Here is a 20,985-nt window from a genome sequence, read left to right on the forward strand (position 1 = left end):
GCGCAAGGTAACGATTCTGCATCATCCCGGCTGAATGCTTGATCCGTGAACGCTGGATGTGCAGTGTGAGCGCCCTCGCTCGATCGTCGTATGCGCCCCGCTCAGCGGTCGGGGAGCTCCCCGCCGTGGTCCCGCACCATCGCGCGCAGACGCCGGAAGACCTCGGGGGTCGCGATGCCGTCGTGCTCGAACTCGTTCGTCACCCAGTTCTGCGCGTTCCCGACCTTCGAAAGGGTGTCCAGCTGCAGGCCCGAATCGACGTACATATCGTCGAAGTACACCGCCGCGGCCAGGGGTACTTCGTTGGCGGCCAGTCGGTCGAGGTCGTACAGCGCCGGCCACTCGCCGCGCTCGTGCAGGGCGTGCACGGCGGATGCTGCCGGGCGCAGCAGACGCACCTGCTCGAACATCCAGGGGAACGACATCTCGCCGGTGAACAGCAGCGGCCTCTCGGCAACGCCGAACTGCGGACGCCGGTCGCGCTCGCGCTGCGCCGACCAGGCGGTCGCGCCGCGGGTGCCATCGGCGTAAATGCTCTCCTGCAGCGACCAGTACAGCGGGCCGCCGGCCGAGGACGTGCGCGCCTGGACACCGGCGAGGAACGCCTCCGAGAGGCGGCCGGGCCGGATGAAAGCCTCATCGATCAGCCAGTGCATCCGCTCGAAACCGGGCTTCATGCCGAAGTCCGAACCGAGCGACTGGAAGCGCTCGACGGTGAGCCGGTCGCCGTCCGCGAGGTGCACGTCGCTGCCGGCGAGGACGTCCGCGATCGCCGCCACCGTGTCGACATCGTGCGGGAAGCGGCGACGGTACTCGGCGTTCTTCTGCTCGGTGCGGGTGAACGTGCGCCGGTAGACCTCGTCGACATCGGCCGGGATGCCGGGGATGCCGCCGCACACATACGACGCGGTGATCGCCTCGGGCGCGTAGCTGAGATAGGCCATCGTCAGCCATCCGCCGTAGCTCTGCCCGAGCGTCGCCCAGCGGCGGGAACCGTAGACCTCGCGGCGCACGAGTTCAAGGTCGCGTACGATCGAGTCGGCGCGGAAGCAGACGAGGAATTCCCCGCCGCGCTCGCCGCGTTCGGCGATCATGGTCGCCTCGAGCGGGGTGCTGCGACCGGTGCCGCGCTGGTCGACGAGAACGATGCGGTAGTCCTTCAGCGCCTCATCGATCCACCCGGACCGGCCGGTCGGGCGCGGGTTCGCACCTCCCGGGCCACCCTGCAGGAACGTCAGCAGCGGCAGATCCTGCGTGCGGCGATCCGGGTCGACGAGTTCGCGCACGAAGACCTCGATCTGCTCACCCTCTGGATCGTTCCAATCCAGGGGAGCGGGGAGCGTCTGCTCGCGCACGAAGATTCCGGGCAGGTGGTACTCGATCACAGCGGTGCGCGTCCTTCTCTTGCAGTGGGCTCCGGCGCGAGTCTAGCCCGCCTGCGCGATGGCATGCCGCCAGCGCGGCACCACGAGGGGGCTCTTCGATTCGGGGTCGAGGATCACCCGAGCATCCAGCCCGAAGACGTCCGAGACGAGCGATTCGGTGATGACCTCGTCCGGCGATCCGGTCCTCACGATCGTCCCGTCCTTCATCGCGATGATGTGGTCGGCGTAACGGGCCGCCTGGTTGAGGTCGTGCAGCACGGCGACGAGGGTCGTGCCCTGCGCGCGATTGAGCGATCGGCAGAGCTCGAGCAGCTCGATCTGGTGGTTCAGGTCGAGGTAGGTGGTCGGCTCGTCAAGGAGCAGGATCGACGTTTGCTGCGCGAGCGCGACCGCCATCCAGACGCGCTGACGCTGGCCACCGGAGAGCTCGTCGACGAGGCGTCCGGACAGCTCGCGGATGCCCGTTGCGTCCATGGCCTGCGCGACTGCCACCTCGTCCTCCGGCGACCAGGGAGTGAACAGGCGCTGGTGCGGGTAACGACCGCGCGAGACGAGGTCGATCACACGGATGCCGTCCGGGGCGCTCGGCCCCTGCGGCAGCAGGCCGATCTCGCGGGCGATGGTCTTCGTCGGCATCCGATGCACCGATTGCCCGTCCAACAGCACGCTGCCGCTGCTTGGCGGCAGGAGCCGCGTCAGGCTCTTCAACAGTGTCGACTTGCCGCACGCGTTCGGCCCGACGATCACGGTGAACGCGCCGTCCGGGATCGACACCGAGACCTCGGCGCAGATGATCTTGTCGGCATATCCCAGGGCGGCTTCGTGCACGCGCAGTCTGGTCATTTCTTCTTTCCCTCTCGCAGGAGAAGCCACAGGAAGTACAGTCCGCCGATCGACACGGTCACGATGCCGACGGGCAGGGGGGAGTCGGGATGGACGCGCTGCGCGATCACGTCGGCGAGCAGCAGGAGGAAGGAGCCGACCGCGGCGGTCGGTCCCAGTGCCAGGCCGTCCGAGTGCACGAGGCGACGCGCGATCTGCGGCGCGGCCAGCGCGATGAACGAGATCGGACCGGCGGTGGCGGTGGCGACCGTGGTCAGGCCGACGCCGATGAAGATCGCCGTCACCTGCAGGCGGCGCACGTTCTGGCCGAGCGCGGTCGCGAACGGGACGCCGATCCGCGTCAGCCGCATGGGCCGTGCGAGCAGGCACGCGGCGCCGATCAGCAGCACCGAGCATCCGAATGCGGTGAGGAACGCCGGCCAGGAAGTGCCCGACAGGTTCCCGGCGCCCCACAGGCTCGCCATGATGGCATCCTCGACGGTCGCCGTCAGCAGGATCCACACGTTCACCGATGCGAGCATCGCGCTCACACCGATGCCGACGATGATGAGGCGCACGCCGCGGATGGAGCCGCGCTGAGAGGCGAGGAAGAACACCACGAACGCGGTGACGACCCCACCGGTCAGGGCGCCGACCATCGTCGCGGTCGCTCCGCCGCCCAGGAGCAGCATCACGACGATCGCGCCGGTGTAGCTTCCCGTCTGGAATCCGATCACATCGGGCGAACCCAGCGGGTTCGCGGTGAGGTTCTGGAAGATCGCGCCGCTGAAGGCGAGGCATGTGCCCAGCAGGACCGCCATGAGGATGCGCGGCGCCCGCCATTCGAGCACCACCATGTTCGTGTAGTCATCGCCGAGGCCCACCAGCGCGCGTGCCGCCTCGAGCGCCGTGATCTGGGCGGAACCGGTGAGCACGGCGATGAATGCGAGGGCGACCGTCGCGATCCACAGGCCGGTGCACAGGCGCGCGGAGCGCGCGTCGACGATGAGGAACGGGCTGCCTGACGGACCGATCCGGTGCATCCGGCGGCCGAAGTCGAGGGCGGTCATCATGCCTCCGAGACGCGGAATCGGCGGACCATCGCGATGAGCACCGGGGCTCCGATGAACGCGGTGACGACGCCGACGGGGACTTCTCCGGCGATGATCACGCGGCCGACGACGTCGGCGAAGCCGAGCACGATCGGAGCGATGAGCACGGAATAGGCCATGATCCAGCCCTGGTGCGGCCCGACGATCATGCGGGCGACGTGCGGCGCCAGCAGGCCGATGAAGCCGATCGGGCCGGCGGCGGCGGTCGCGCCGCCGGCGAGCAGAGCGATCGCGATGAGGACGACGAGCCGGATGCGGTTCGGATGCGCGCCCATCGCGACGGCGGATGCCTCGCCGAGGGAGAGCACATCCAGCGAGCGCGTGCTCAGGGCTGCGATGACGAGGCCGACGATGATCAGCGGGGCGATCGACCAGGTCGCATCGAGCGGCTGCGAGGCGGTGGTGCCCGCCGACCAGCCGCGCATGCGCTGCAGCACATCGGAGTTCGTCAGCAGCACGGCGGACGAGAACCCGGCGAGCACGGCGCCCAGCGCGACGCCGGACAGCGTCATGCGCACGGGGTTGCCCCGGGCGGCGCCGGAGTTGCCGATGATGAACACCAGCACGGAGGTCGCCAGGGCGCCGGCGAACGACCACCACATGTACTGCGAGATGCTCGTGACGCCGAAGAACGCCAGGCCGACCACCACGGCGAGCGATGCGCCGGCGTTGACGCCGAGGATGCCGGGGTCGGTCATCGGGTTGCGCGTGACGGCCTGCATGAGGCCGCCGGCGACGCCGAGCGCCGCACCGGCGAGCAGGATGAGCACGGTGCGCGGAACGCGGGAGAGCCAGACGGTCTGCGAGATCGGGTTATCGGCATCGGGGTGCGCAAGCGCGTTCAGAACCTCCGTGGGAGGGATGCTGCGCGAGCCGACGAGCATGCTGGCGATCAGTGCGAGAGCGCACAGGGCGATCAGCGGGATGAGCAGCAGGCCGCGTCGCGGTGCGCGCGCGTGCGGCTCGGTGCTCGGCGGATCCGCGGCGGCCGGCGTTGCTGCCGGCGCCGCGGATCCGCGCGAAGCGGAATCGATCGACATGGATCGGTCAGGAGACCTTGTCGGATGCCGTGACGAGAGCCGTGAGGTCGTTGAGCCACGCCGCATAGTTGCTCGAGGTCATGGCTCCCTTGGAGCCCCAGGCGCCGAGCTGATCGGCCTTGACCGCGGGGAGGACGTCCCACAGGTCGGTGGTGAAGGCGTAGTCGTCTCCGTAGCCCTCGATGAGGATCACGTCCGCGTCGTAGGAGGAGGCATCCTCCCAGGCGATCTGACCCCAGGGGTTCCCGGTCGCGGGCGGCTCGGCGCCGACGATCGTCGCACCGAGCTCTTCGAGCAGGTCGGCCTGCACGAGGCCGACGCCGGTGTAGAGCATCTCCTTCGACGGGCTCGTGAGCATGACGTTCAGGCCGGTGCCGTCGATCGCCGCGCGGAAGGATTCCTTGGCCTCGGCGAGGTCGTCATCGGAACTCGTGATGGCGTCGGAGGAGACGTCCGCGCCGAGGAATTCCGCGACCTCGCGCACGAAGGCGATGCTCTCGTCGACCGAGGTGCCCTTGGGCAGCGGGATGAAGTCCGCGACACGGGTCACCTGGGCGTTGACGTCCTCATCGAACCAGGACCATCCGTCGGCCGTGCCCTGGCCGATGATGGCGTCCGGGCGCAGCTCGGCGAGCTTCTCGACGTCGATCTCTCCGTCCTTGCCGACGAAGTCGATGCCGGAGGTGTCGATGTCGCCCATGACGAACGGGTTCTCGCAGTCGAAACCGAAGAGCGCGTCGGGCTCGAGGCCGTACTCGTGCAGGGCGCTGTATGCGTAGCAATCCATGACGAGGCTCGCGGGTCGGGTGTCGAACGATAACTCCAGGCCGTCGATGCTGGGGTGCGCGAACGTGACGCCGTCGGCGCCTTCCGGCGTCTCCGCTGCGGAGCAGGAGGTGAGCAGCAGGGCCGTCGCGGCGAGGCAGGCGGGGAGGATGAGGCGGCGGTTCACAGAAGACCGTTTCTGTCGATGGGGAGGGACGCGACGACGTTAGCACGACCTAACTAAGGTGAGCCAAACCTTAATCCAGAGGATGCTATTCGACGAGCTTGCCCTCGGAGGAGACCGCATGGATGAGGGCGGCGATCTCCGCGGGAACCGGCGGGATCTCCTCGCGGGTCACGCCGGCCGTCGGCGACCAGATGAGATTGACCTGCAGCGTCGGGTCCTCATCCGGGAAGTCGCTGCGGTTGTGGCATCCGCGGGTCTCGCGCCTCTCGAGCGCCGCTTCGAGCGTCGCTCGTGCCGCGAGCGCCGAGGCCTTGAGGTCGAAGGCGTGCGCAAGATCCTGGAAACCGGCGATGTCGGGATGGATGCCGATGTCCTCCATGCGCCCCTCGATGAGGTCGAGGTCGGCGAGCCCCGCGCGCAAGCCCTGCTCGGAGCGCACGACACCGGCATGCTCGGTCATGGTGTTGCGAATCGCGCGCTGCAGCGCGCGCACATTCTCGCGCCCCTCCGACGCCAGCAGGCCTTCGATCTCGGCCCGCGCCATCTCCACGGCCTCCGCCGACCGGCGCTGCGCGCTGAGCCCCTGGGAATGGGCGATGGCGGCCTGCCCGACCAGGCGCCCGTAGACGAGCAGCTCGATGAGCGAATTGCCGCCCAGGCGGTTTGCGCCGTGCAGGCCGCTCGAGGCCTCGCCGATCGCATAGAGCCCGTCGACATCCGTGCTGTGGTCATCCGGACGCACCCAGACGCCGCCCATCGAATAGTGCGCCGTCGGTGCGATCTCGATCGGATCGGTCGTGATGTCGAGCATCTGCAACTCGAGCATCGTCTGGTACACCCGGGGGAGCCGGGTCATGATCGTCTCGCGCGGCAGGTGCGAGACGTCGAGCCAGACCCCGCCGTTCGGCGTGCCGCGCCCCTCGGCGATCTCGGTGTAGGCCGCGAGTGCCACCCGGTCGCGCGTCGACAGCTCCATGCGCTCCGGATCGTATCTCGCCATGAAGCGCTCGCCGCGGGCGTTGCGCAGGATCCCGCCCTCGCCCCGGGCAGCCTCCGAGATGAGGGTTCCCGCCGCGTTCTCGGGTTCGATGATCCCGGAGGGGTGGAACTGCACGAGCTCGGGGTCGCGCAACCGGGCTCCCGCGTCGACCGCGAGGCGGAACGAATCGCCCGTGTTCTCGTCGCGTCGCGATGAGGTGCGGCGCCAGATGCGGTTGTGTCCGCCCGCGGCGAGGATCACGGCATCCGCATGGATCAGGTATCGCGTGCCATCGGCCTGATCGAAGCCGTAGGCGCCGAAGACCGTGTTCCCCTCGACGAGCAGGCGGGTGATGTAGACGCCATCGAGGATCGGGACATCGAGCTGTTCGGCGCGTCGCACGAGCGTGCGCTGGATCTCGAGGCCCGTGTAGTCGCCCGCGAACGCCGTGCGGCGGAAGGTGTGTGCGCCGAAGAACCGCTGCGAGATGCGGCCGTCGTCCTCGCGGGCGAAGTCCATGCCCCAGCGCTCCAGGTCGCGGATGCCGCGTTCCGCGCCCCGCGCGACGATCTCGACGGTGTGGGGGTTGGCCAGGCAGTAGCTCTCGGCGATGGTGTCGGCGGCGTGCTGCTGCCAGGTGTCATCGGGGTCCATGGTCGCCAGCGCGGCGTTGATGCCGCCCGCAGCGAGCGAGGTGTGCGCATCGTCTCGGTGTCGTTTGCCGACCGCGAGCACGTCGACGCCGCGCTCGGCGACCTCGATGGCGGCGCGCAGGCCGGAGCCGCCCGTGCCGATCACGAGCACGGTGGTGGAGATCTGTCGTTCGCCGGCTGCAGCAGTCATGGGCTCCACGCTAGAAATGCGCCGCCGATAACTCCAATGCATAATCCGACTGCGGTTGATACGCTGAAAGCATGAATCTCGAGCAGCTCCGCGGCTTCGTCGAGATCGCCGAAGTCGGTCATTTCACGCGTGCCGCCGAGAACCTCCATCTTGCACAGCCGAGTCTGAGCCGCCAGATCTCCGCTCTCGAGGTCGAGCTGGGCAGTGAGCTGTTCCATCGGGCCCGCGGCAATATCTCGTTGACCGCTGCGGGGGAGACGCTCCTTCCCCGGGCGCGACGCATGCTGGCGGATGCTGAAGCGATCCGCTCCGAGATGGCCGAGCTCGCGGGACTGCAGCGCGGGCGCGTGCGCCTCGGGGCCGCACCCACGCTCTGCATCAGCCTGGTTCCCGAGGTGCTGAAGACTTTCCACGCAGCCCATCCCGGGATCGATCTGCAGCTGATCGAGGGCGGATCGAACCGGCTCATCGAGGAACTCGCCGGCGGCACGGTCGACATGGCGCTGATCACGATCTCGGAGCGCCTCCCGGCGGCGGGTGCGTCGCTGGTGCGCCGCCCATTGCTGAGCGAGGAGCTCGTCGTCGTGTCATCGGCTGCGCAGCCGGCAGTGGGGGAGGGGCCGATCGATCTCGCGGCCGTCGCCGATCTGCCGCTGATCGCCTTCGCCGACAGCTACGATCTTCGGGCGACGACGGATGCCGCTTTCCGGGCGGCGGGCCTGCGCCCGACGATCGTCGTCGAGGGCGGCGAGCTCAACGCGGTGCTCCGCTTCGTCGAGCGCGGCCTCGGGGTGGCGATCGTGCCGGCCACGGTTCCCGTCGACCGACCCGAACTGCGCTCGGTGCGCCTGGTCGCTCCTGTTCTCATGCGCACGATCGGCATCGCGCACCGCTCCGACGTGAACCCGACGGCTGCGGCGCGGGCCATGTCGCGGGTCATCCGTGAGGCGGCGGAGTATCTTGCGGCCCGAGCCCCCGAGACGCTGCATCTGACGGCGTAGCGCGGGCGCAGCATCCGGAAGTCTCGATTTCGTCTCGTCTCTTGCGCTCCAATTAATAAGTGTGGATTATTAATTAATCCACCGTGCGCGGTGGGCCCACCAAGAGACTCACAGAGGAGTTCAGATGCGTAAGATCATGCGCGTGGCAGCCTTCGCCACGGCGGGAATGGCAGCGCTGGCGCTGTCCGGTTGCGGTTCGAGCGGGAATAACGCGGGCGGCGAACTGCCTGACTCGATTCCAGAGAGCGTCGATGCCGCGGGGCAGAAGCTCACCGTCTGGATCATGCAGGACGACTACAACGACGAATCGATCGCCGCGATGACGGAGAAGTTCGAAGAGCGCACCGGCGCGACCGTCGACGTCCAGATCCAGCAGTGGGACGGCATCGGAACCAAGCTCTCCACGGCGCTGGGCACCTCCACCCCGCCGGATGTCGTCGACATCGGCAACACCCAGGTCGCCGGCTACGCTGCCAACGGCGCGCTCATGGACGTCACCAAGTACAAGGCCGACCTCGAGCAGGGCAACACCTGGCTCGCCGGCCTCGAAGACCCGGCCACCATCGACGGTCAGCTCTACGCCGTGCCCGGATTCGCCGGCAACCGCGCCGTCATCTACAACAAGACCCTCTGGGCCGACGCCGGTGTCACCGCAGCCCCCACCACCTGGGATGAGCTGACCGCAGCCCTCGACAAGGTCCAGGCGGCCAACGACGCCAGCGACTTCTCCGCTCTGTACCTGCCGGGCCAGCACTTCTACGTCGGCCTCCAGTTCATCTGGGACCACGGCGGCGAGATCGCCGTCGTCGACGAGGACGGCAACTGGACCTCGACCGCGAGCGAGAACATCGAGGCTCTCGAGGCCTGGAAGGAATTCCAGGACACCTACTCGGTGGCATCCTCCGACACCGTCTTCACCGACAGCCCCGAGCAGGAGCAGATCATCGCCGACGGCAAGGCCGGCGCGATCGTCGCGACCAACGGTTCGATCAACTCGATCATCGCCGCCAACCCCGACCTGACCGAGGACGACCTCGGCAGCTTCCCGATCCCCAGCCAGAACGGCGACGGCACGCAGCCCGTCATGCTCGGCGGCTCCGACTGGGGCATCGCTGCCAAGAGCAAGAATCAGGAGCTCGCGCTCATCTGGGTGCAGATCGCGACCAGCGATGAGATCCAGGTCGACCACGTCTTCGGCGGCCAGGGCCTCATGCCCAACTCCGTCGAGAACGGCGAGAAGGTCACCGCCGACGTCCCCGCGAACCGCGTCGGCTTCTTCGAAGCCGCGCTGACCTCGCGCGCCACCCCGGCGTCGCCGAACTGGACCGACATCGAGGGAGCCGGAATCCTCAAGGACATGTTCTCCACCATCGCCTCCGGCAAGGCGACTCCGGAGGAGGCCGCGGCGACCTACGACGCCAAGGCCAACGACTACCTGAAGTGACCCACAGGGGCGGGCGCCGATCCTGCGCCGCCCGCCCCTTCTGCACACCTACCCGGAGACCGCTGTGACCCAGACCAAACGCTCGTCGCGTGCCTTCGCCGACCGGCGACTGCCCGCCTTCCTGCTGATGACGCCGGCAGGCCTGCTGCTCACGGCAGTCACCCTCATCCCGCTCGTCGTCATGGTGTGGATGGCATTCACCGACTACGACAAGCGCTCCCTGTTCACCGGGGCGTACGAGATCGTCGGCTTCGCGAACTTCGCCGACATCCTCACCGACTCCGCATTCTGGGGCTCGTTCTTCCGCACCATCTGGTTCACCGCCGCACTCGTCATCGGCAGCCTCGTCATCGGCGTCGGCATCTCGCACCTCATGACCCGGCTCGGCTCGAAGATGCGCACCGCCGTTACGATCGTGCTCGTCTTCACCTGGGCGATGCCGAACGTCGCGGCATCCCTCGTCTGGAACTGGATGTTCCAGCCCGGCTACGGAGTCCTCAACTGGATCCTCACCCAGTTGCGCATCTTCGGAGACATGACTTCCACCGACTGGGGCACGAACACCGCCCTGGCCTTCACCTCGATCTGGCTGCTCGTCGTCTGGCAGGCCGTCCCCTTCATCGCACTGACCGTCTACGCCGCCGAGACCCAGGTCGGCCAGGAGTACAAGGAAGCCGCACGGCTGGACGGCGCCAACGAGCGCCGCATCTACTTCAACGTCACCCTGCCGTTCCTGAAGCCCACGATCCTGCTGATCACGATCCTCTCCGTCATCTGGGACTTCAACGTCTTCAACCAGATCTGGCTCGTCTCCCGCGGCGGCCCGGACGGATCGACCTCGACGCTCGGGGTCTTCACTTACATCACCGCCTTCGTCAGTTTCGACCTCGGCACCGGTGCGGCCCTCGCGCTCATCACTGCGCTCCTGCTCGCCGCACTCACCAGCGTGTACATCCGCCATCTCATCCGCTCGGGAGAGGACGAACTGTGAGCATCTCGACCCCCGCCGCCGCGGAGATCACCGCGGAGGGATCCGCGACCCGCGCCCTCGTCACCGCCGGCTCCACCGATAAGAAGGCCCGTCGCCGCAGCCGCCTCAACGCGCCCTCGCCGATCTCGAACATCATCGCGCTCGTCTTCTGCATTCTCTGGGCCTTCCCGATCTACTGGATGGTCAAGACCGCGTTCACACCGCGCCGCGACGCGCTGCAGGCGACTCCGCAGTTCATCCCGACCAGCCCCACCCTTGACAACTTCAACACCGCGCTGTTCCAAGCCGGCTTCTTCGACAACCTGAAGAGCTCACTGATCGTCGTCAGCGGTGCCGTGGTCTTCGCGATCCTCACCGGCCTGTTCGCCTCGGCCGCGCTGTCGCGCTTCCGTTTCAAGGGCCGCCGCACGATCCTCGTGATGATCCTGCTGATCCAGATGATCCCCGGCGGGGCGACCCTCATCCCGCAGTACCTCGTCTTCAACGAGACGGGCCTGCTGGGAACCTACTTCGGGCTCATCCTCGCCTATGTCTCGGCGACCCTGCCGTTCTCGATCTGGATGATGCGCAGCTTCTTCCTCGCGCTGCCCGCAGAACTCGAGGAGGCCGCGCAGATCGACGGTGCGACGACCTGGCAGGTGCTGTGGCGCATCCTGTTCCCGCTCGTGCTGCCCGGCGTCCTCGCCACCAGCGTGTTCACGTTCATGAACGCCTGGAATGACTACCTCATCGCGTACACGTTCATGCGCGACCAGTCGATGTACACCCTGCCGGTGTGGCTGGCGTCGTTCTCGTCGCCGATCACCGGCACCGATGTGAGCGGTCAGATGGCGGCATCCGTGCTGTTCTCGCTGCCCGTCGTGGTGTTCTTCGTATTCATGCAGCGCAAGCTGGTGACCGGGATGACCGCGGGAGCGGTGAAGGGCTGATGAGCATGCACACGATCATTCCTCGGCCGCGACAGGCGGAGTTCGGGCAGGGAAGTTGCGCGCTGACCGGATCTGTGTCCGTGACGGCACCGGTCGAGGCGGCGGACGCCACGGCATTGCTGACCGAGCACCTGTGGGCCGGCGCGCGGGTGCGCGTCGACATCACCGCGGGGGATGCCGGCAGCATCCGCTTCGAGCTTGATGAGTCCCTCGCGGCCGAGGCCTACCGACTCGACGTGGCCGAGGACGGCATCGTCATCGCCGCGGCCGGCTCCGCGGGCTTCCGTCACGGCGTCGTCACCCTGCTGCAGCTGTGCGGCGAGGGCATCTGGCGCGCAGCATCCGCACTCCCGCGCACCATCACGATCCCCGCCTGCCGCATCGAGGACGAACCCGCCTTCGCCTGGCGCGGCGTCATGATCGATGTCGCCCGACACTTCCTGCCCGTGCGCGAGATCCACCGCATCGTCGACCTGCTCGCCATGCACAAGCTCAACCGCCTGCACTTCCACCTCACCGACGACCAGGGATGGCGCGTGCAGATCAACGCCTACCCGCGTCTCACCGAGATCGGCGCCTGGCGAAACCGTACTCAGGAGGGCGCCGCCGATGCGACCGCCCCCGAGGTGATCCGCCCCCACGGCGGCTACTACACGCAGGACGACATCCGTGAGATCGTCGCCTACGCGGCGGCGCGCGGCGTCGAGGTCGTCCCCGAGATCGACCTGCCCGGCCACTCGCAGGCCGCGATCGCCGCTTACCCCGAGCTCGGCGTCCCCGGCTCCGACGGCGCGCAGCCGCAGGTCGAGGTGTACCCGCGGTGGGGCGTGAGCGCCTATCCTCTGAACGCCGAGGAATCCACCGTCGACTTCTTCCGCACAGTGCTCGACGAGCTGCTCGACCTGTTCCCCTCCGCCGACATCGGGCTCGGTGGGGATGAGGTTCCCGCAGGGCCCTGGGAGGCAGACCCCCGCTCGCAGGAGCTCGCCCGCGAGCGCGGGCTCGGCGGCCCGCGCGAACTGCAGTTCTGGTTCCTCGAGCAGCTGCGGCAGCACATCGACAAGCGGGGTCGTCGCATGCTCGCCTGGGACGAGGTCCTCGAGCACGAGGTCACCAGCGACGTCACGGTCCTCGGCTGGCGCGGTGACGCGGGAATCGGCGAGGCCCTCCGCCGCGGCGTGCCCGTCGTCGCCTGCCCCGACAACAAGATGTACTTCGACTACCGCCAGTCGGATGACCCCCGTGAACCCATCCCCGTCGGCGTCGTCGTCGGTGTGGAAGAGGTGTACGGATTCGAACCGGTGCCCGCATGGGCGACGCCCGAGCAGGCCGCGCTCGTGCGCGGAGCGCAGGCGAACCTCTGGGCCGAGCACCTGGACTCCGGCCGCAACCGCGACTACATGCTCTGGCCGCGCGGCTGCGCTCTAGGAGAAGTGCTCTGGAGCGGCACCGGAGGGGACTTCGCAGAGTTCTCCGAGCGTCTCGCGGTGCACCTGACGCGCTTGGATGAGCGCGGTGTGGAGTACCGGCGCGCCGATGGCCCGCTACCGTGGCAGGAGCGCCCGGGGGTCAGTTCTCGGGTGCAGAACCAGGCGGAGCGCCAGCAGGAGATCGACGAGCTGACGTCCGCGATCGTTCGGTGAGCGCACCGGGAGAGCAGGACGAGGTGGCAGGACGACGCCCCGGCGATGCCCGCTCGCGTCTGAGCGGGCTGCTGTCGCTCGATTCGGAGGAGCTGCAGGCGCTGCGCCGCGGCCCCCAGCAGCTCGGCGGCGCGGCCCACCGCAACACCCGTCGGCACAACCTGTCGGTCATCCGTCGATTGCTTTTCGGGAAGGGCCCGCAGACGCGCCCGGAGTTGGCGCGCCTGAGCGGGCTCTCGCTACCGACGGTCGGCGCGCTGGTGGCCGAGCTCATCGAGTCGGGGCTCGTGCATGATGCGGGCATCGTCGCCGAATCCCGCGTCGGAAAACCCGCCTCGCGCGTCGCCCTGGACACCACCGGCAACGTGTCGATCGCCCTCAACCTCACCCAGCCGGATCGGTTCATCGGCGCCGTCGTCGATCTCGACGGCGCGGTCGTCGAGCGCGCCGAGCTGGGCATCGAGGGACTCTACGAGGATGCTGCGCTGGAGCGCGTCGTGGAGCTCGTCGAGCTGTTGCTGCAGCGCACGACAGCGCGCGTCGTCGGAATCGGCGTCGCCTCTCCCGGCCTCGTCGACGAGTCGGGGCAGGTGCGCTTCGGTGATCGCCTGCGCTGGCAGGAGATGCCGCTGGCGGAAGAACTGCGCGCACGCACCGGGATCCCCGCGGCGGTCGGCAACGACGTCAACCTCCTCGCGCTCGGCCTCGGCCGATTCCGCAACGGATCGGGACGGGACGCCATCGTCATCGCCCTGGACAACGGCGTCGGCGGCGCCGTGCTCGAAGGCGGAGACCCCGTGCTCGGCGAGCAGTTCGCCGCGGGCGAGATCGGCCACATCACGGTCGACCCCGGCGGAGAGCTGTGCCGGTGCGGGGATCGCGGATGCCTCGACATGGTCGTGGGCGCACCGCACCTGCAGCGACGCCTCGACACCGAGGGCGAGTCTGCGCTGGAGCCGGCCGGGCGGATTCTGGGAGAGACGATCGCCCCGATCGCCATCATGCTCAACATCAACGTCGTCGTCGTCGTCGGCCCCGAGCAGCTCGTCGCCGAGCCCTTCGCGGCGGGCGTCGTCGACGGCATCCGCTCGCGCGTGCGCCCGCCCGTCTTCGACGGCATGCGCATCGAGGTCGAGCCCAACGACCCCGACTTCGAGCTGCTGGGTGCCGCGTCGCTGATCATGGAATCGGAGCTCGGCGTCTTCTGACCCGCTCGATCAGTGCGGGGCGTGGTACTCGGCCTCGCCGCGCTTCCAGTAGCCCTTGACGACCGCCTGGGCGGGATCGATGCCCCAGCGGGCGAGAAGCGCACGCCCGGGCTTGACGATCGACTGCTCGGCGGCGATGAACACGAACGGCGCCTCGCCGACGGCATCCGCCTCATCCAATGACTCCAGGAGAGCGATGAGCTCCGAACCCGCCGGTGCATCGCCGCGGTGCAGCCACTCGACGGCGACGGGGGCCTCGATCTCGACCTCGTCCTCGGCACCGCGCACCTCGATCACGATGCGCGCCGGCGCATCACCGATCCGGGCGGCGAAACGACGGATCGCGGGGATCGCGGTCTCGTCTCCCACCAGCATCCACGAACCCGGCCGGCCCTCGATGAGCATCGAGCCGCGGGGACCACCGACGCCGATCTTCGCGCCGATCGGGGCGTTCGCCGCCCACATCGCTCCGACACCGGAGTCTCCGTGCACCGCGAACTCGACCTCGAGCCAGTTCTCACCCCACACGAGAGGGGTGTACTCGCGGCTCGGCGCCGCCCGCAGCTCCTCGACGGTGTCGGGCATCTCCTCGGGGAAGAACAGGCGCATGTGGTCGTCGCATCCGGGGGAATCGAAACCGAAGAGGTCATCGCCCTCCAGGCGCACGCGCACATAGTTCGGCGCCAGACGCTCGCGCGCCGTGAGCGATACGGTGCGGAACACGAGATCCGTCATCTGACGGCGCAACTCGAAAAGAGAATTTTCATCGGCCATGAACTTAGGCTAACCTCTCTAACTGTGCGCTCAGGTAAGGCTTACCTTGTGAGCCATCGCCTCTCCCCATCCAACAAGGAGTTCTCTATGTCTTCGCGCCGCGCCTTCGCCGCCGCATCATTCGTCCTCGTCTCCGCACTCGCCCTCGCGGGATGCGCAACCTCGGCGGAGGCCGAGCCCGAGGAGAAGCCCGCTGAGGAGACGCTCACCTACAGCTGGGAGCGCAACATCGCGGGCGAGGACGAGGAGCCCGAGTACGTCACCGAGACGGTCGAGGTTCCGCGCAACCCGGAGAAGATCGTCGCGTTCGAGATGTCGAGCGTCGACTACATCGGCGCACTCGGCGGCGAGGTCGCCGGCGCACCGCTGGACTCCGTTCCCGACTACCTGCAGGACAACCTCGCCGACGACGCGTTCAACGCGGGCACGCTCTTCGAAGCGGACCTGATCGAGATCGAGGCGCAGCAGCCCGACATCATCATCATCGGCGGACGCTCCTCCGGCATGTACGACGAGCTGAGCAAGATCGCTCCGACCGTCGACCTGGGCATCACCGGCAGCTACATGGACACCCTCGAGCGCAACACTGAGTTCTTCGGCGAGCTGCTCGGCGCACAGGACGAGGCCGCCAAGCAGCTCGCCGCGCTCGAAGAAGGCATCGAAGAGGCGCGCGCGCTCACCGCTGAGACCGGCAACGGCCTGGCGCTGATGGTCTCCGGCGGCGAGCTCAAGGCCCAGTCGCCCGCTCCCTCCGAGGGCGGCAGCTCGCAGGTGCGCGGTGGACTCGTCTACGACGTCTTCGGCGTCGAGCCGGCCATCCAGGACATCAAGGCCGCGACGCACGGCGACCCGATCTCGTTCGAGTTCCTGCTCGAGCACAACCCCGACACGCTCTGGGTCGTCGACCGCGACTCGGCGACGGGCTCGGCTGAAGAGGGAACCGCCGCCGCGCAGGTCCTCGACAACGACATCATCAAGAAGACCAAGGCCTACCAGGACGACAACATCGTCTACCTGAACCCGACGGCCTGGTACATCGTCTACGGCGGTCTCGAGACCACGCAGGTGATGATCGACGACGTTCTCTCGATCTCGAAGTGATCGCGAACCGAATCAGGTCGTGACCGCGCTCGCAACCGCGTCACCGAGCACCCCCACCCAGCCCCGGCCCCGCCGGACCTGGGTGGGGGTGCTCATCGGTGTCGCACTCGTCATCCTCAGCGGGGTGAGCCTCTTCGTCGGGGTCTCCGACATCACCCCCGCTTCGCTGTTCTCCGGAGAAGAGGACAGCAACGCTGCATTCCTCTTCATCGCGAGTCGCATCCCGCGCACCGTCGCGATCCTGCTCACCGGAGCCTCGCTGGGCATCGCCGGCCTCATCATGCAGATGCTGGTGCGCAACAAATTCGTCGAACCCAGCACCACCGGCGTGACCGAATTCGCGACGTTCGGCATGCTGCTCGTGCTGATCTTCGCCCCGGGGATGGCGCTGTTCGGCAAGATGGGCGTCGCAGCCGTCTTCGGGCTCATCGGCACCTGGGTGTTCCTGCAGGTCGTCAAAGCCGTCCCGGTGCGACAGCTCGTCCTCGTCCCCCTGGTCGGGATCATGCTCGGCGGTGTCATCGGTGCCGCGACCAGTTTCTTCGCCTACCGTCTCGACCTGTTGCAGTCGCTGGGCACCTGGTCGCAGGGCAGCTTCGCCTCGATCATGCAGGGACGCTACGAGTTCCTCTGGATCGCGGGCGCCATGGTCATCATCGCCTGGCTCGCCGCCGACCGCTTCAGCGTGATCGGCCTGGGGGAGGAGTTCGCGACGAACCTCGGCTTGGATTACCGCAAGGTCGTCGCGATCGGCATGGTCATCATCGCCATCATCACCGCGGCCGTGCTCGTCACGGCCGGCATCATCCCGTTCCTCGGACTCGTCGTGCCGAACGTCGTGAGCATCATCATCGGCGACAACGTGCGCCGGGCGATTCCCTGGGTCGCGGGTCTCGGCGCCGTTTTCGTCCTGATCTGCGATCTGATCGCGCGTACGGTGCGCTTCCCGTACGAGATGCCGCTGTCGGTCATCGTCGGGGTGTTCGGCGCGATCCTGTTCCTCTGGCTGCTGCTGCGAAAGAAGAGCCATGCCCACTGAGACACTCCTTCGCCCGGCGGCCGCTCCGGCTACCGCTCCGTCGTTGATCGTTCGCCTGTGGGCGAAGCCCGCGAACCGGATCGTGCTGCTGGTCGTCGTCATCGTCGGCCTCGCCGCTGCCTACCTGTTCACCGACATCCCCGGTTCCGTCCTGTTCGCCCTGAAGATCCGCGGGCTCACGGTGGGCGCGATGCTCGTGGTCGCCACCGCTGTCGGCGTATCGACGGTGGTGTTCCACACCATCACGCAGAACCGCATCCTGACGCCGTCGATCATGGGGTTCGACTCGTTCTACATGCTGATCTCGACGCTGATCGTCTTCTTCCTGGGATCATCCGCGTTCCTCAAGGCCGACCAGATCACGCTGTGGGTCGTTCAGGTCGTCGTCATGATCGCCTTCAGCGTGCTGCTGTTCACGTGGCTCTTCGGCGGCAAGCGGCGTTCGCTGCACCTGATGCTGCTCGTCGGCATCGTGCTGGGAACGTTCTTCCGGGGGTTCACCGAGTGGATGCAGCGCATGCTCGATCCGCTCGACTTCCAGGTGCTCTCGGACGCGATGTTCGCATCGTTGACGCGCCCGGATCCGACACTGCTGACCTTCACCGCGGTGCTCGTCGGCCTCGGGGTCATCGCCGTCATCCCGCTCGTGCGGACACTGGATGTGCTCACGCTCGGCGAAGCCGCGGCGGTCGGGCTGGGCGTCAATCACAAGCGCACGGTGATGATGCTCTTCACGATCGTCTCGGTGATGATCGCGGCATCCACTGCTCTCGCCGGGCCGATCCTGTTCTTCGGGCTGATCGTCGCGAACCTGGCCTACTCCTATGCCGGAACCTTCCGGCACACGTGGACGCTGCCGGCGGCGGCCCTCATCGGCGTCGGTTTCCTGCTGCTCGCTCAGCTCATCCTCGAGAAGCTCTTCGGCTTCGGCGGCAGCCTCTCGATGGTGATCGAGTTCGCCGGCGGACTGTTCTTCCTCTACCTGGTCCTCAGAAAGGGGGCGCGATGATCGCGCTCGACAGCGCCAGCAAGCGCTATGGCTCCCAGACGGTTCTCGACGATGTCTCGGTGACCCTCGGCGACGAGGGCGTGACGGCGCTGATCGGTCCGAACGGCGCCGGAAAGTCGACGCTGTTCGGGCTCGTCGGCCGGCTCATCAAGCCCGAGGCGGGGAGCGTCCACGTCGACGGAATGGACGTCGCGACGGCGCCCTCACATCAGCTCGCGAAGATCCTCGCGGTTCTGCGCCAGGACAACCACATCGCTGCCCGGCTCACGGTGCAGGACCTCGTCGAGTTCGGTCGTTTCCCCCATTCGAAGGGCCGCCTGACGATCGTCGACCGCGAGCACATCGATCGCGCGATCGAGTATCTCGCCCTCGGCGAGTTCCGGGAGCGCTTCCTCGACGAGCTGTCGGGAGGTCAGCGCCAGCGCGCCTTCATCGCCATGGTGCTCGCCCAGGACACGAAGTATGTTCTCCTCGATGAGCCGTTGAACAATCTCGATCTCAAGCACATGACCGAGATCATGAAGCTGATCCGGCGCATGGCGGATGAGCTCGGAAAGCGCGTGATAGTCGTCCTGCATGACATCAACTTCGCGGCGACCTATGCGGACCGCATCGTCGCGATGCGGGATGGGCGCATCATCGCCGACGCGCCGGCCGACGAGATCATGGATCCCGCCGTCCTGGAGCAGGTGTACGGCACGACGGTCGACGTCCGCGAGATCGACGGCCAGAAGCTGGCTCTGTACTACAGCTGATGCCTCCCGTGGGGAAGATCCCCGAGCGGATGCCGTGATGACGACGCTCACGTGGACGGACCTCGTTCCGTCGCTGGTCGGCATCATCGCGCTCACGGCCCTCGCGACGGCGGTCCTCGGGCTCTCCCGCATCCCCCATCTGCGGGCTCCCGCACTCGCCGTGCTGCGCGGGACCGTGCAGTTGGCCGTGATCAGCGCGCTGCTGTCGGGGATCCTCACCGATCCGAGGGGAATCGCCGCCGCACTCGTGGTGATGTACGTCGTCGCGACAACGGTCGCCTCCGGCCGGATCGGACGCACACGGCGCACGGTCGCGGTGATGGCCGTGTCGATCGCGGCCGGCGTCGTCGCCGCACTGTCGATCGTCTTCATGACCGGGGCGATCGATTTCACGCCGCGCTACGCGCTGGCGCTCGGCGCGATCGTCATCGGCAACACGATGGGGATCGCGGCTCTGACGGCGCGCATCTTTCACCGGTCGTTGCACGATCACTGGGACGAGGCGGAGGGCTGGCTGGCGCTGGGAGCGACGGCGCGCGAGTCCACCGTGCTACGAGCACGGGAAGCCGTGCGGGAAGCGCTGATCCCCTCGATCGATCAGACGCGCACGACGGGGCTCGTGGTGCTGCCGGGTGCTTTCGTCGGGGCGATCTTCGGTGGTCTGTCTCCCTTTGAGGCCGGGCGCTTCCAGATCGTCGTGCTCGCGGCGATCATCGCGGCGGGGTCGATCACCGCCGTGCTCGTGGTGCGTGGGCTCGGAGACGTCCGCACGCGGCCGCAGGCCATGCGCTGAGCGCTACAGCTCGATCCCGTGGGATTCGTCATTCACACCGGTGTTGCCGCCCTTGCGCGACTCGGCGGCGATGAGCCACACGACCGAGACGACGAGGGCGAGGAGAAGCCCCAGCCATACGTTCTCGAGGATCAGCCCGATCACGATTCCGACGGCGAACAGCGCCACCGTTCCACCGAGCCAGGTCCACCGCTGCTTCTTCGTCGCCGCCATGCGGCCAGCCTAGCGGCGGCGGTGATCCTCCGGTGCGAGGCGCGGGCCGCGGCGCGCTTCGACGGCACCGCCGGCGAGGATGAGCCGGATGACGCGCTGGCGATGGCCCCGCCACGGCTCGAGCAGCTCCAGCATCCCGTCGTCGTCGACGCGCCGCCCGATCAGCGCGAAGCCGACTTGGTGGGAGAGATGGTAATCGCCGACGCTGACGGCATCGGGATCACCGAGGGCGCGGATGCGGGTTTCGGATGCCGTCCAGGCGCCGATTCCCGGCAGGCTGGTGAGCACCCGGTCGCGGGCGGAGGGGGAGTCGGCTGCGAGAACGGCCGTGGCGAGGCGCTCACCGCGTTGGGCGTTGTGCACGATGGTGCGTGACTGCGGGGGCTCGACGCCGGCGCGGTGCCAGGCCCACGACGGGATGCGGCGCCACCCGTCGACGGCGGGCGGCGCGAACAGGGGCCGCGGCGCGGGCCCCGGGGCGCGTTCACCGAATCGCGACACGAGGGCGCGCCAGGCACCGAAGGCCTGGAGCGAGGTGACCTTCTGCTCGAGGACGGCGCTCGCGAACGCGTCGAAGACCAGGTCGGTTCGGGTGAGTCTGGTTGTGGCGTGCCGGCGGGCGAGGCCTGCGAGTGTCGGATGCTGCGACACGTCGAATCCGGTCGCATCGTCGTCGGCGCCGCACAGCCGAGGAAGCTGATCGAGAGCCCACTCGGCGCCCGGCCCCCAGGCGGTCGCGTGCACGCCCTCCGTGCTCTGCCGCAACGCGAGCGTTGTGACGCCCTGCGGGGTGCGCGATGCGCGCCACAGGGTTTGACCGTCGACGACCGTCGTCGGATCCTTCGCGCCGCGCGCGAGGAAACCGACCGTGCGGAACAGGTTCAGCGCATCGCGGGGACGATATGTCGACTGCAGGGGGACGGCGGGGTCCTCTGCATCGGTCGGCATGCGG

20 protein-coding genes are annotated in these 20,985 nt (G+C 68.0%); 11 read left to right on the plus strand and 9 right to left on the minus strand.

What is annotated here, in order from left to right; translation table 11 throughout:
- Positions 1-101 precede the first annotated feature (101 nt).
- The 6 genes from Q0Z66_RS02395 to Q0Z66_RS02420 form a co-directional block, all read right to left on the minus strand.
- Entirely contained in the window at positions 102-1,385 is a 1,284-nt protein-coding gene (locus Q0Z66_RS02395; protein ID WP_298037308.1) for an alpha/beta fold hydrolase, read from the minus strand.
- A 42-nt stretch (positions 1,386-1,427) separates the two neighbouring features.
- Complete coding sequence (locus Q0Z66_RS02400) at positions 1,428-2,228, minus strand: ABC transporter ATP-binding protein (RefSeq protein ID WP_298037309.1); 801 nt, start codon at positions 2,226-2,228, stop codon at positions 1,428-1,430.
- On the minus strand, positions 2,225-3,277 hold the full coding sequence (locus Q0Z66_RS02405) for an iron chelate uptake ABC transporter family permease subunit (protein WP_298037311.1): 1,053 nt from the start codon (positions 3,275-3,277) through the stop codon (positions 2,225-2,227). The genes Q0Z66_RS02400 and Q0Z66_RS02405 overlap by 4 nt, the downstream gene beginning before the upstream one ends.
- Positions 3,277-4,359 carry an iron chelate uptake ABC transporter family permease subunit gene (locus Q0Z66_RS02410; protein ID WP_298037313.1) on the minus strand — a complete coding sequence of 361 codons (1,083 nt, stop codon included), beginning with the start codon at positions 4,357-4,359 and terminating at the stop codon, positions 3,277-3,279. Before Q0Z66_RS02410 ends, Q0Z66_RS02405 begins: the two co-directional genes overlap by 1 nt.
- A gap of 7 nt (positions 4,360-4,366) precedes the next feature.
- A complete protein-coding gene (locus tag Q0Z66_RS02415; protein ID WP_298037315.1) occupies positions 4,367-5,311 on the minus strand; it encodes an ABC transporter substrate-binding protein in 945 nt (314 codons plus the stop codon).
- A gap of 85 nt (positions 5,312-5,396) precedes the next feature.
- Complete coding sequence (locus tag Q0Z66_RS02420; protein ID WP_298037318.1) at positions 5,397-7,133, minus strand: FAD-binding protein; 1,737 nt, start codon at positions 7,131-7,133, stop codon at positions 5,397-5,399.
- A gap of 71 nt (positions 7,134-7,204) precedes the next feature.
- Here Q0Z66_RS02420 and Q0Z66_RS02425 point away from each other — a divergent pair, with 71 nt between their 5' ends.
- From Q0Z66_RS02425 to Q0Z66_RS02450, 6 genes are all read left to right on the plus strand, one after another.
- Positions 7,205-8,134, plus strand: a complete 930-nt coding sequence (locus Q0Z66_RS02425; RefSeq protein WP_298037320.1) for a LysR family transcriptional regulator — start codon at positions 7,205-7,207, stop codon at positions 8,132-8,134.
- A 124-nt stretch (positions 8,135-8,258) separates the two neighbouring features.
- Positions 8,259-9,578, plus strand: coding sequence for an extracellular solute-binding protein (locus tag Q0Z66_RS02430; RefSeq protein ID WP_298037323.1), 1,320 nt, complete (start codon positions 8,259-8,261; stop codon positions 9,576-9,578).
- Between the two features lie 64 nt (positions 9,579-9,642).
- The gene (locus Q0Z66_RS02435) at positions 9,643-10,569 is read left to right on the plus strand and encodes a carbohydrate ABC transporter permease (protein ID WP_298037325.1); all 927 of its coding nucleotides are present in this window, start codon (positions 9,643-9,645) and stop codon (positions 10,567-10,569) included.
- The gene (locus Q0Z66_RS02440; protein WP_298037327.1) at positions 10,566-11,498 is read left to right on the plus strand and encodes a carbohydrate ABC transporter permease; all 933 of its coding nucleotides are present in this window, start codon (positions 10,566-10,568) and stop codon (positions 11,496-11,498) included. Before Q0Z66_RS02435 ends, Q0Z66_RS02440 begins: the two co-directional genes overlap by 4 nt.
- A 5-nt stretch (positions 11,499-11,503) precedes the next feature.
- The gene (locus Q0Z66_RS02445; RefSeq protein WP_298037467.1) at positions 11,504-13,141 is read left to right on the plus strand and encodes a beta-N-acetylhexosaminidase; all 1,638 of its coding nucleotides are present in this window, start codon (positions 11,504-11,506) and stop codon (positions 13,139-13,141) included.
- Positions 13,138-14,349 (plus strand): ROK family protein, encoded by a 1,212-nt coding sequence (locus Q0Z66_RS02450; RefSeq protein ID WP_298037329.1) that lies wholly within the window; start codon positions 13,138-13,140, stop codon positions 14,347-14,349. Before Q0Z66_RS02445 ends, Q0Z66_RS02450 begins: the two co-directional genes overlap by 4 nt.
- A 9-nt stretch (positions 14,350-14,358) precedes the next feature.
- On the opposite strand, the gene Q0Z66_RS02455 is transcribed toward Q0Z66_RS02450, so the two are convergent.
- Entirely contained in the window at positions 14,359-15,123 is a 765-nt protein-coding gene (locus Q0Z66_RS02455; protein WP_298037332.1) for a siderophore-interacting protein, read from the minus strand.
- An 87-nt stretch (positions 15,124-15,210) separates the two neighbouring features.
- Here Q0Z66_RS02455 and Q0Z66_RS02460 point away from each other — a divergent pair, with 87 nt between their 5' ends.
- From Q0Z66_RS02460 to Q0Z66_RS02480, 5 genes are read left to right on the plus strand one after another with little or no spacing between them, the layout of a single operon-like run.
- Positions 15,211-16,224, plus strand: a complete 1,014-nt coding sequence (locus Q0Z66_RS02460; protein ID WP_298037335.1) for an ABC transporter substrate-binding protein — start codon at positions 15,211-15,213, stop codon at positions 16,222-16,224.
- 19 nt (positions 16,225-16,243) lie between these two features.
- Complete coding sequence (locus Q0Z66_RS02465; protein ID WP_298037337.1) at positions 16,244-17,263, plus strand: ABC transporter permease; 1,020 nt, start codon at positions 16,244-16,246, stop codon at positions 17,261-17,263.
- A complete protein-coding gene (locus Q0Z66_RS02470) occupies positions 17,253-18,272 on the plus strand; it encodes an iron chelate uptake ABC transporter family permease subunit (RefSeq protein WP_298037339.1) in 1,020 nt (339 codons plus the stop codon). The genes Q0Z66_RS02465 and Q0Z66_RS02470 overlap by 11 nt, the downstream gene beginning before the upstream one ends.
- Entirely contained in the window at positions 18,269-19,027 is a 759-nt protein-coding gene (locus tag Q0Z66_RS02475; protein ID WP_298037343.1) for an ATP-binding cassette domain-containing protein, read from the plus strand. Before Q0Z66_RS02470 ends, Q0Z66_RS02475 begins: the two co-directional genes overlap by 4 nt.
- 37 nt (positions 19,028-19,064) lie before the next feature.
- The gene (locus Q0Z66_RS02480; protein WP_298037347.1) at positions 19,065-19,820 is read left to right on the plus strand and encodes an ABC transporter permease; all 756 of its coding nucleotides are present in this window, start codon (positions 19,065-19,067) and stop codon (positions 19,818-19,820) included.
- A gap of 3 nt (positions 19,821-19,823) precedes the next feature.
- On the opposite strand, the gene Q0Z66_RS02485 is transcribed toward Q0Z66_RS02480, so the two are convergent.
- The gene (locus tag Q0Z66_RS02485; RefSeq protein WP_298037350.1) at positions 19,824-20,033 is read right to left on the minus strand and encodes a hypothetical protein; all 210 of its coding nucleotides are present in this window, start codon (positions 20,031-20,033) and stop codon (positions 19,824-19,826) included.
- Positions 20,034-20,042: 9 nt separating this feature from the next.
- Positions 20,043-20,981, minus strand: coding sequence for a DNA-3-methyladenine glycosylase 2 family protein (locus Q0Z66_RS02490; protein ID WP_298037352.1), 939 nt, complete (start codon positions 20,979-20,981; stop codon positions 20,043-20,045).
- Between the last annotated feature and the right edge of the window lie 4 nt (positions 20,982-20,985).

The organism is uncultured Microbacterium sp. (assembly GCF_947632095.1).
Taxonomy (GTDB): domain Bacteria; phylum Actinomycetota; class Actinomycetes; order Actinomycetales; family Microbacteriaceae; genus Microbacterium.

Coding starts and splice junctions, on each gene's coding strand:
- Q0Z66_RS02400 (WP_298037309.1), bottom strand. CDS start 2,228: ATGACCAGACTGCGCGTGCACGAAGCCGCCCTGGGATATGCCGACAAG.
- Q0Z66_RS02405 (WP_298037311.1), bottom strand. CDS start 3,277: ATGACCGCCCTCGACTTCGGCCGCCGGATGCACCGGATCGGTCCGTCA.
- Q0Z66_RS02410 (WP_298037313.1), bottom strand. CDS start 4,359: ATGTCGATCGATTCCGCTTCGCGCGGATCCGCGGCGCCGGCAGCAACG.
- Q0Z66_RS02420 (WP_298037318.1), bottom strand. CDS start 7,133: ATGACTGCTGCAGCCGGCGAACGACAGATCTCCACCACCGTGCTCGTG.
- Q0Z66_RS02425 (WP_298037320.1), top strand. CDS start 7,205: ATGAATCTCGAGCAGCTCCGCGGCTTCGTCGAGATCGCCGAAGTCGGT.
- Q0Z66_RS02430 (WP_298037323.1), top strand. CDS start 8,259: ATGCGTAAGATCATGCGCGTGGCAGCCTTCGCCACGGCGGGAATGGCA.
- Q0Z66_RS02445 (WP_298037467.1), top strand. CDS start 11,504: ATGCACACGATCATTCCTCGGCCGCGACAGGCGGAGTTCGGGCAGGGA.
- Q0Z66_RS02455 (WP_298037332.1), bottom strand. CDS start 15,123: ATGGCCGATGAAAATTCTCTTTTCGAGTTGCGCCGTCAGATGACGGAT.
- Q0Z66_RS02460 (WP_298037335.1), top strand. CDS start 15,211: ATGTCTTCGCGCCGCGCCTTCGCCGCCGCATCATTCGTCCTCGTCTCC.
- Q0Z66_RS02470 (WP_298037339.1), top strand. CDS start 17,253: ATGCCCACTGAGACACTCCTTCGCCCGGCGGCCGCTCCGGCTACCGCT.
- Q0Z66_RS02475 (WP_298037343.1), top strand. CDS start 18,269: ATGATCGCGCTCGACAGCGCCAGCAAGCGCTATGGCTCCCAGACGGTT.
- Q0Z66_RS02480 (WP_298037347.1), top strand. CDS start 19,065: ATGACGACGCTCACGTGGACGGACCTCGTTCCGTCGCTGGTCGGCATC.
- Q0Z66_RS02485 (WP_298037350.1), bottom strand. CDS start 20,033: ATGGCGGCGACGAAGAAGCAGCGGTGGACCTGGCTCGGTGGAACGGTG.
- Q0Z66_RS02490 (WP_298037352.1), bottom strand. CDS start 20,981: ATGCCGACCGATGCAGAGGACCCCGCCGTCCCCCTGCAGTCGACATAT.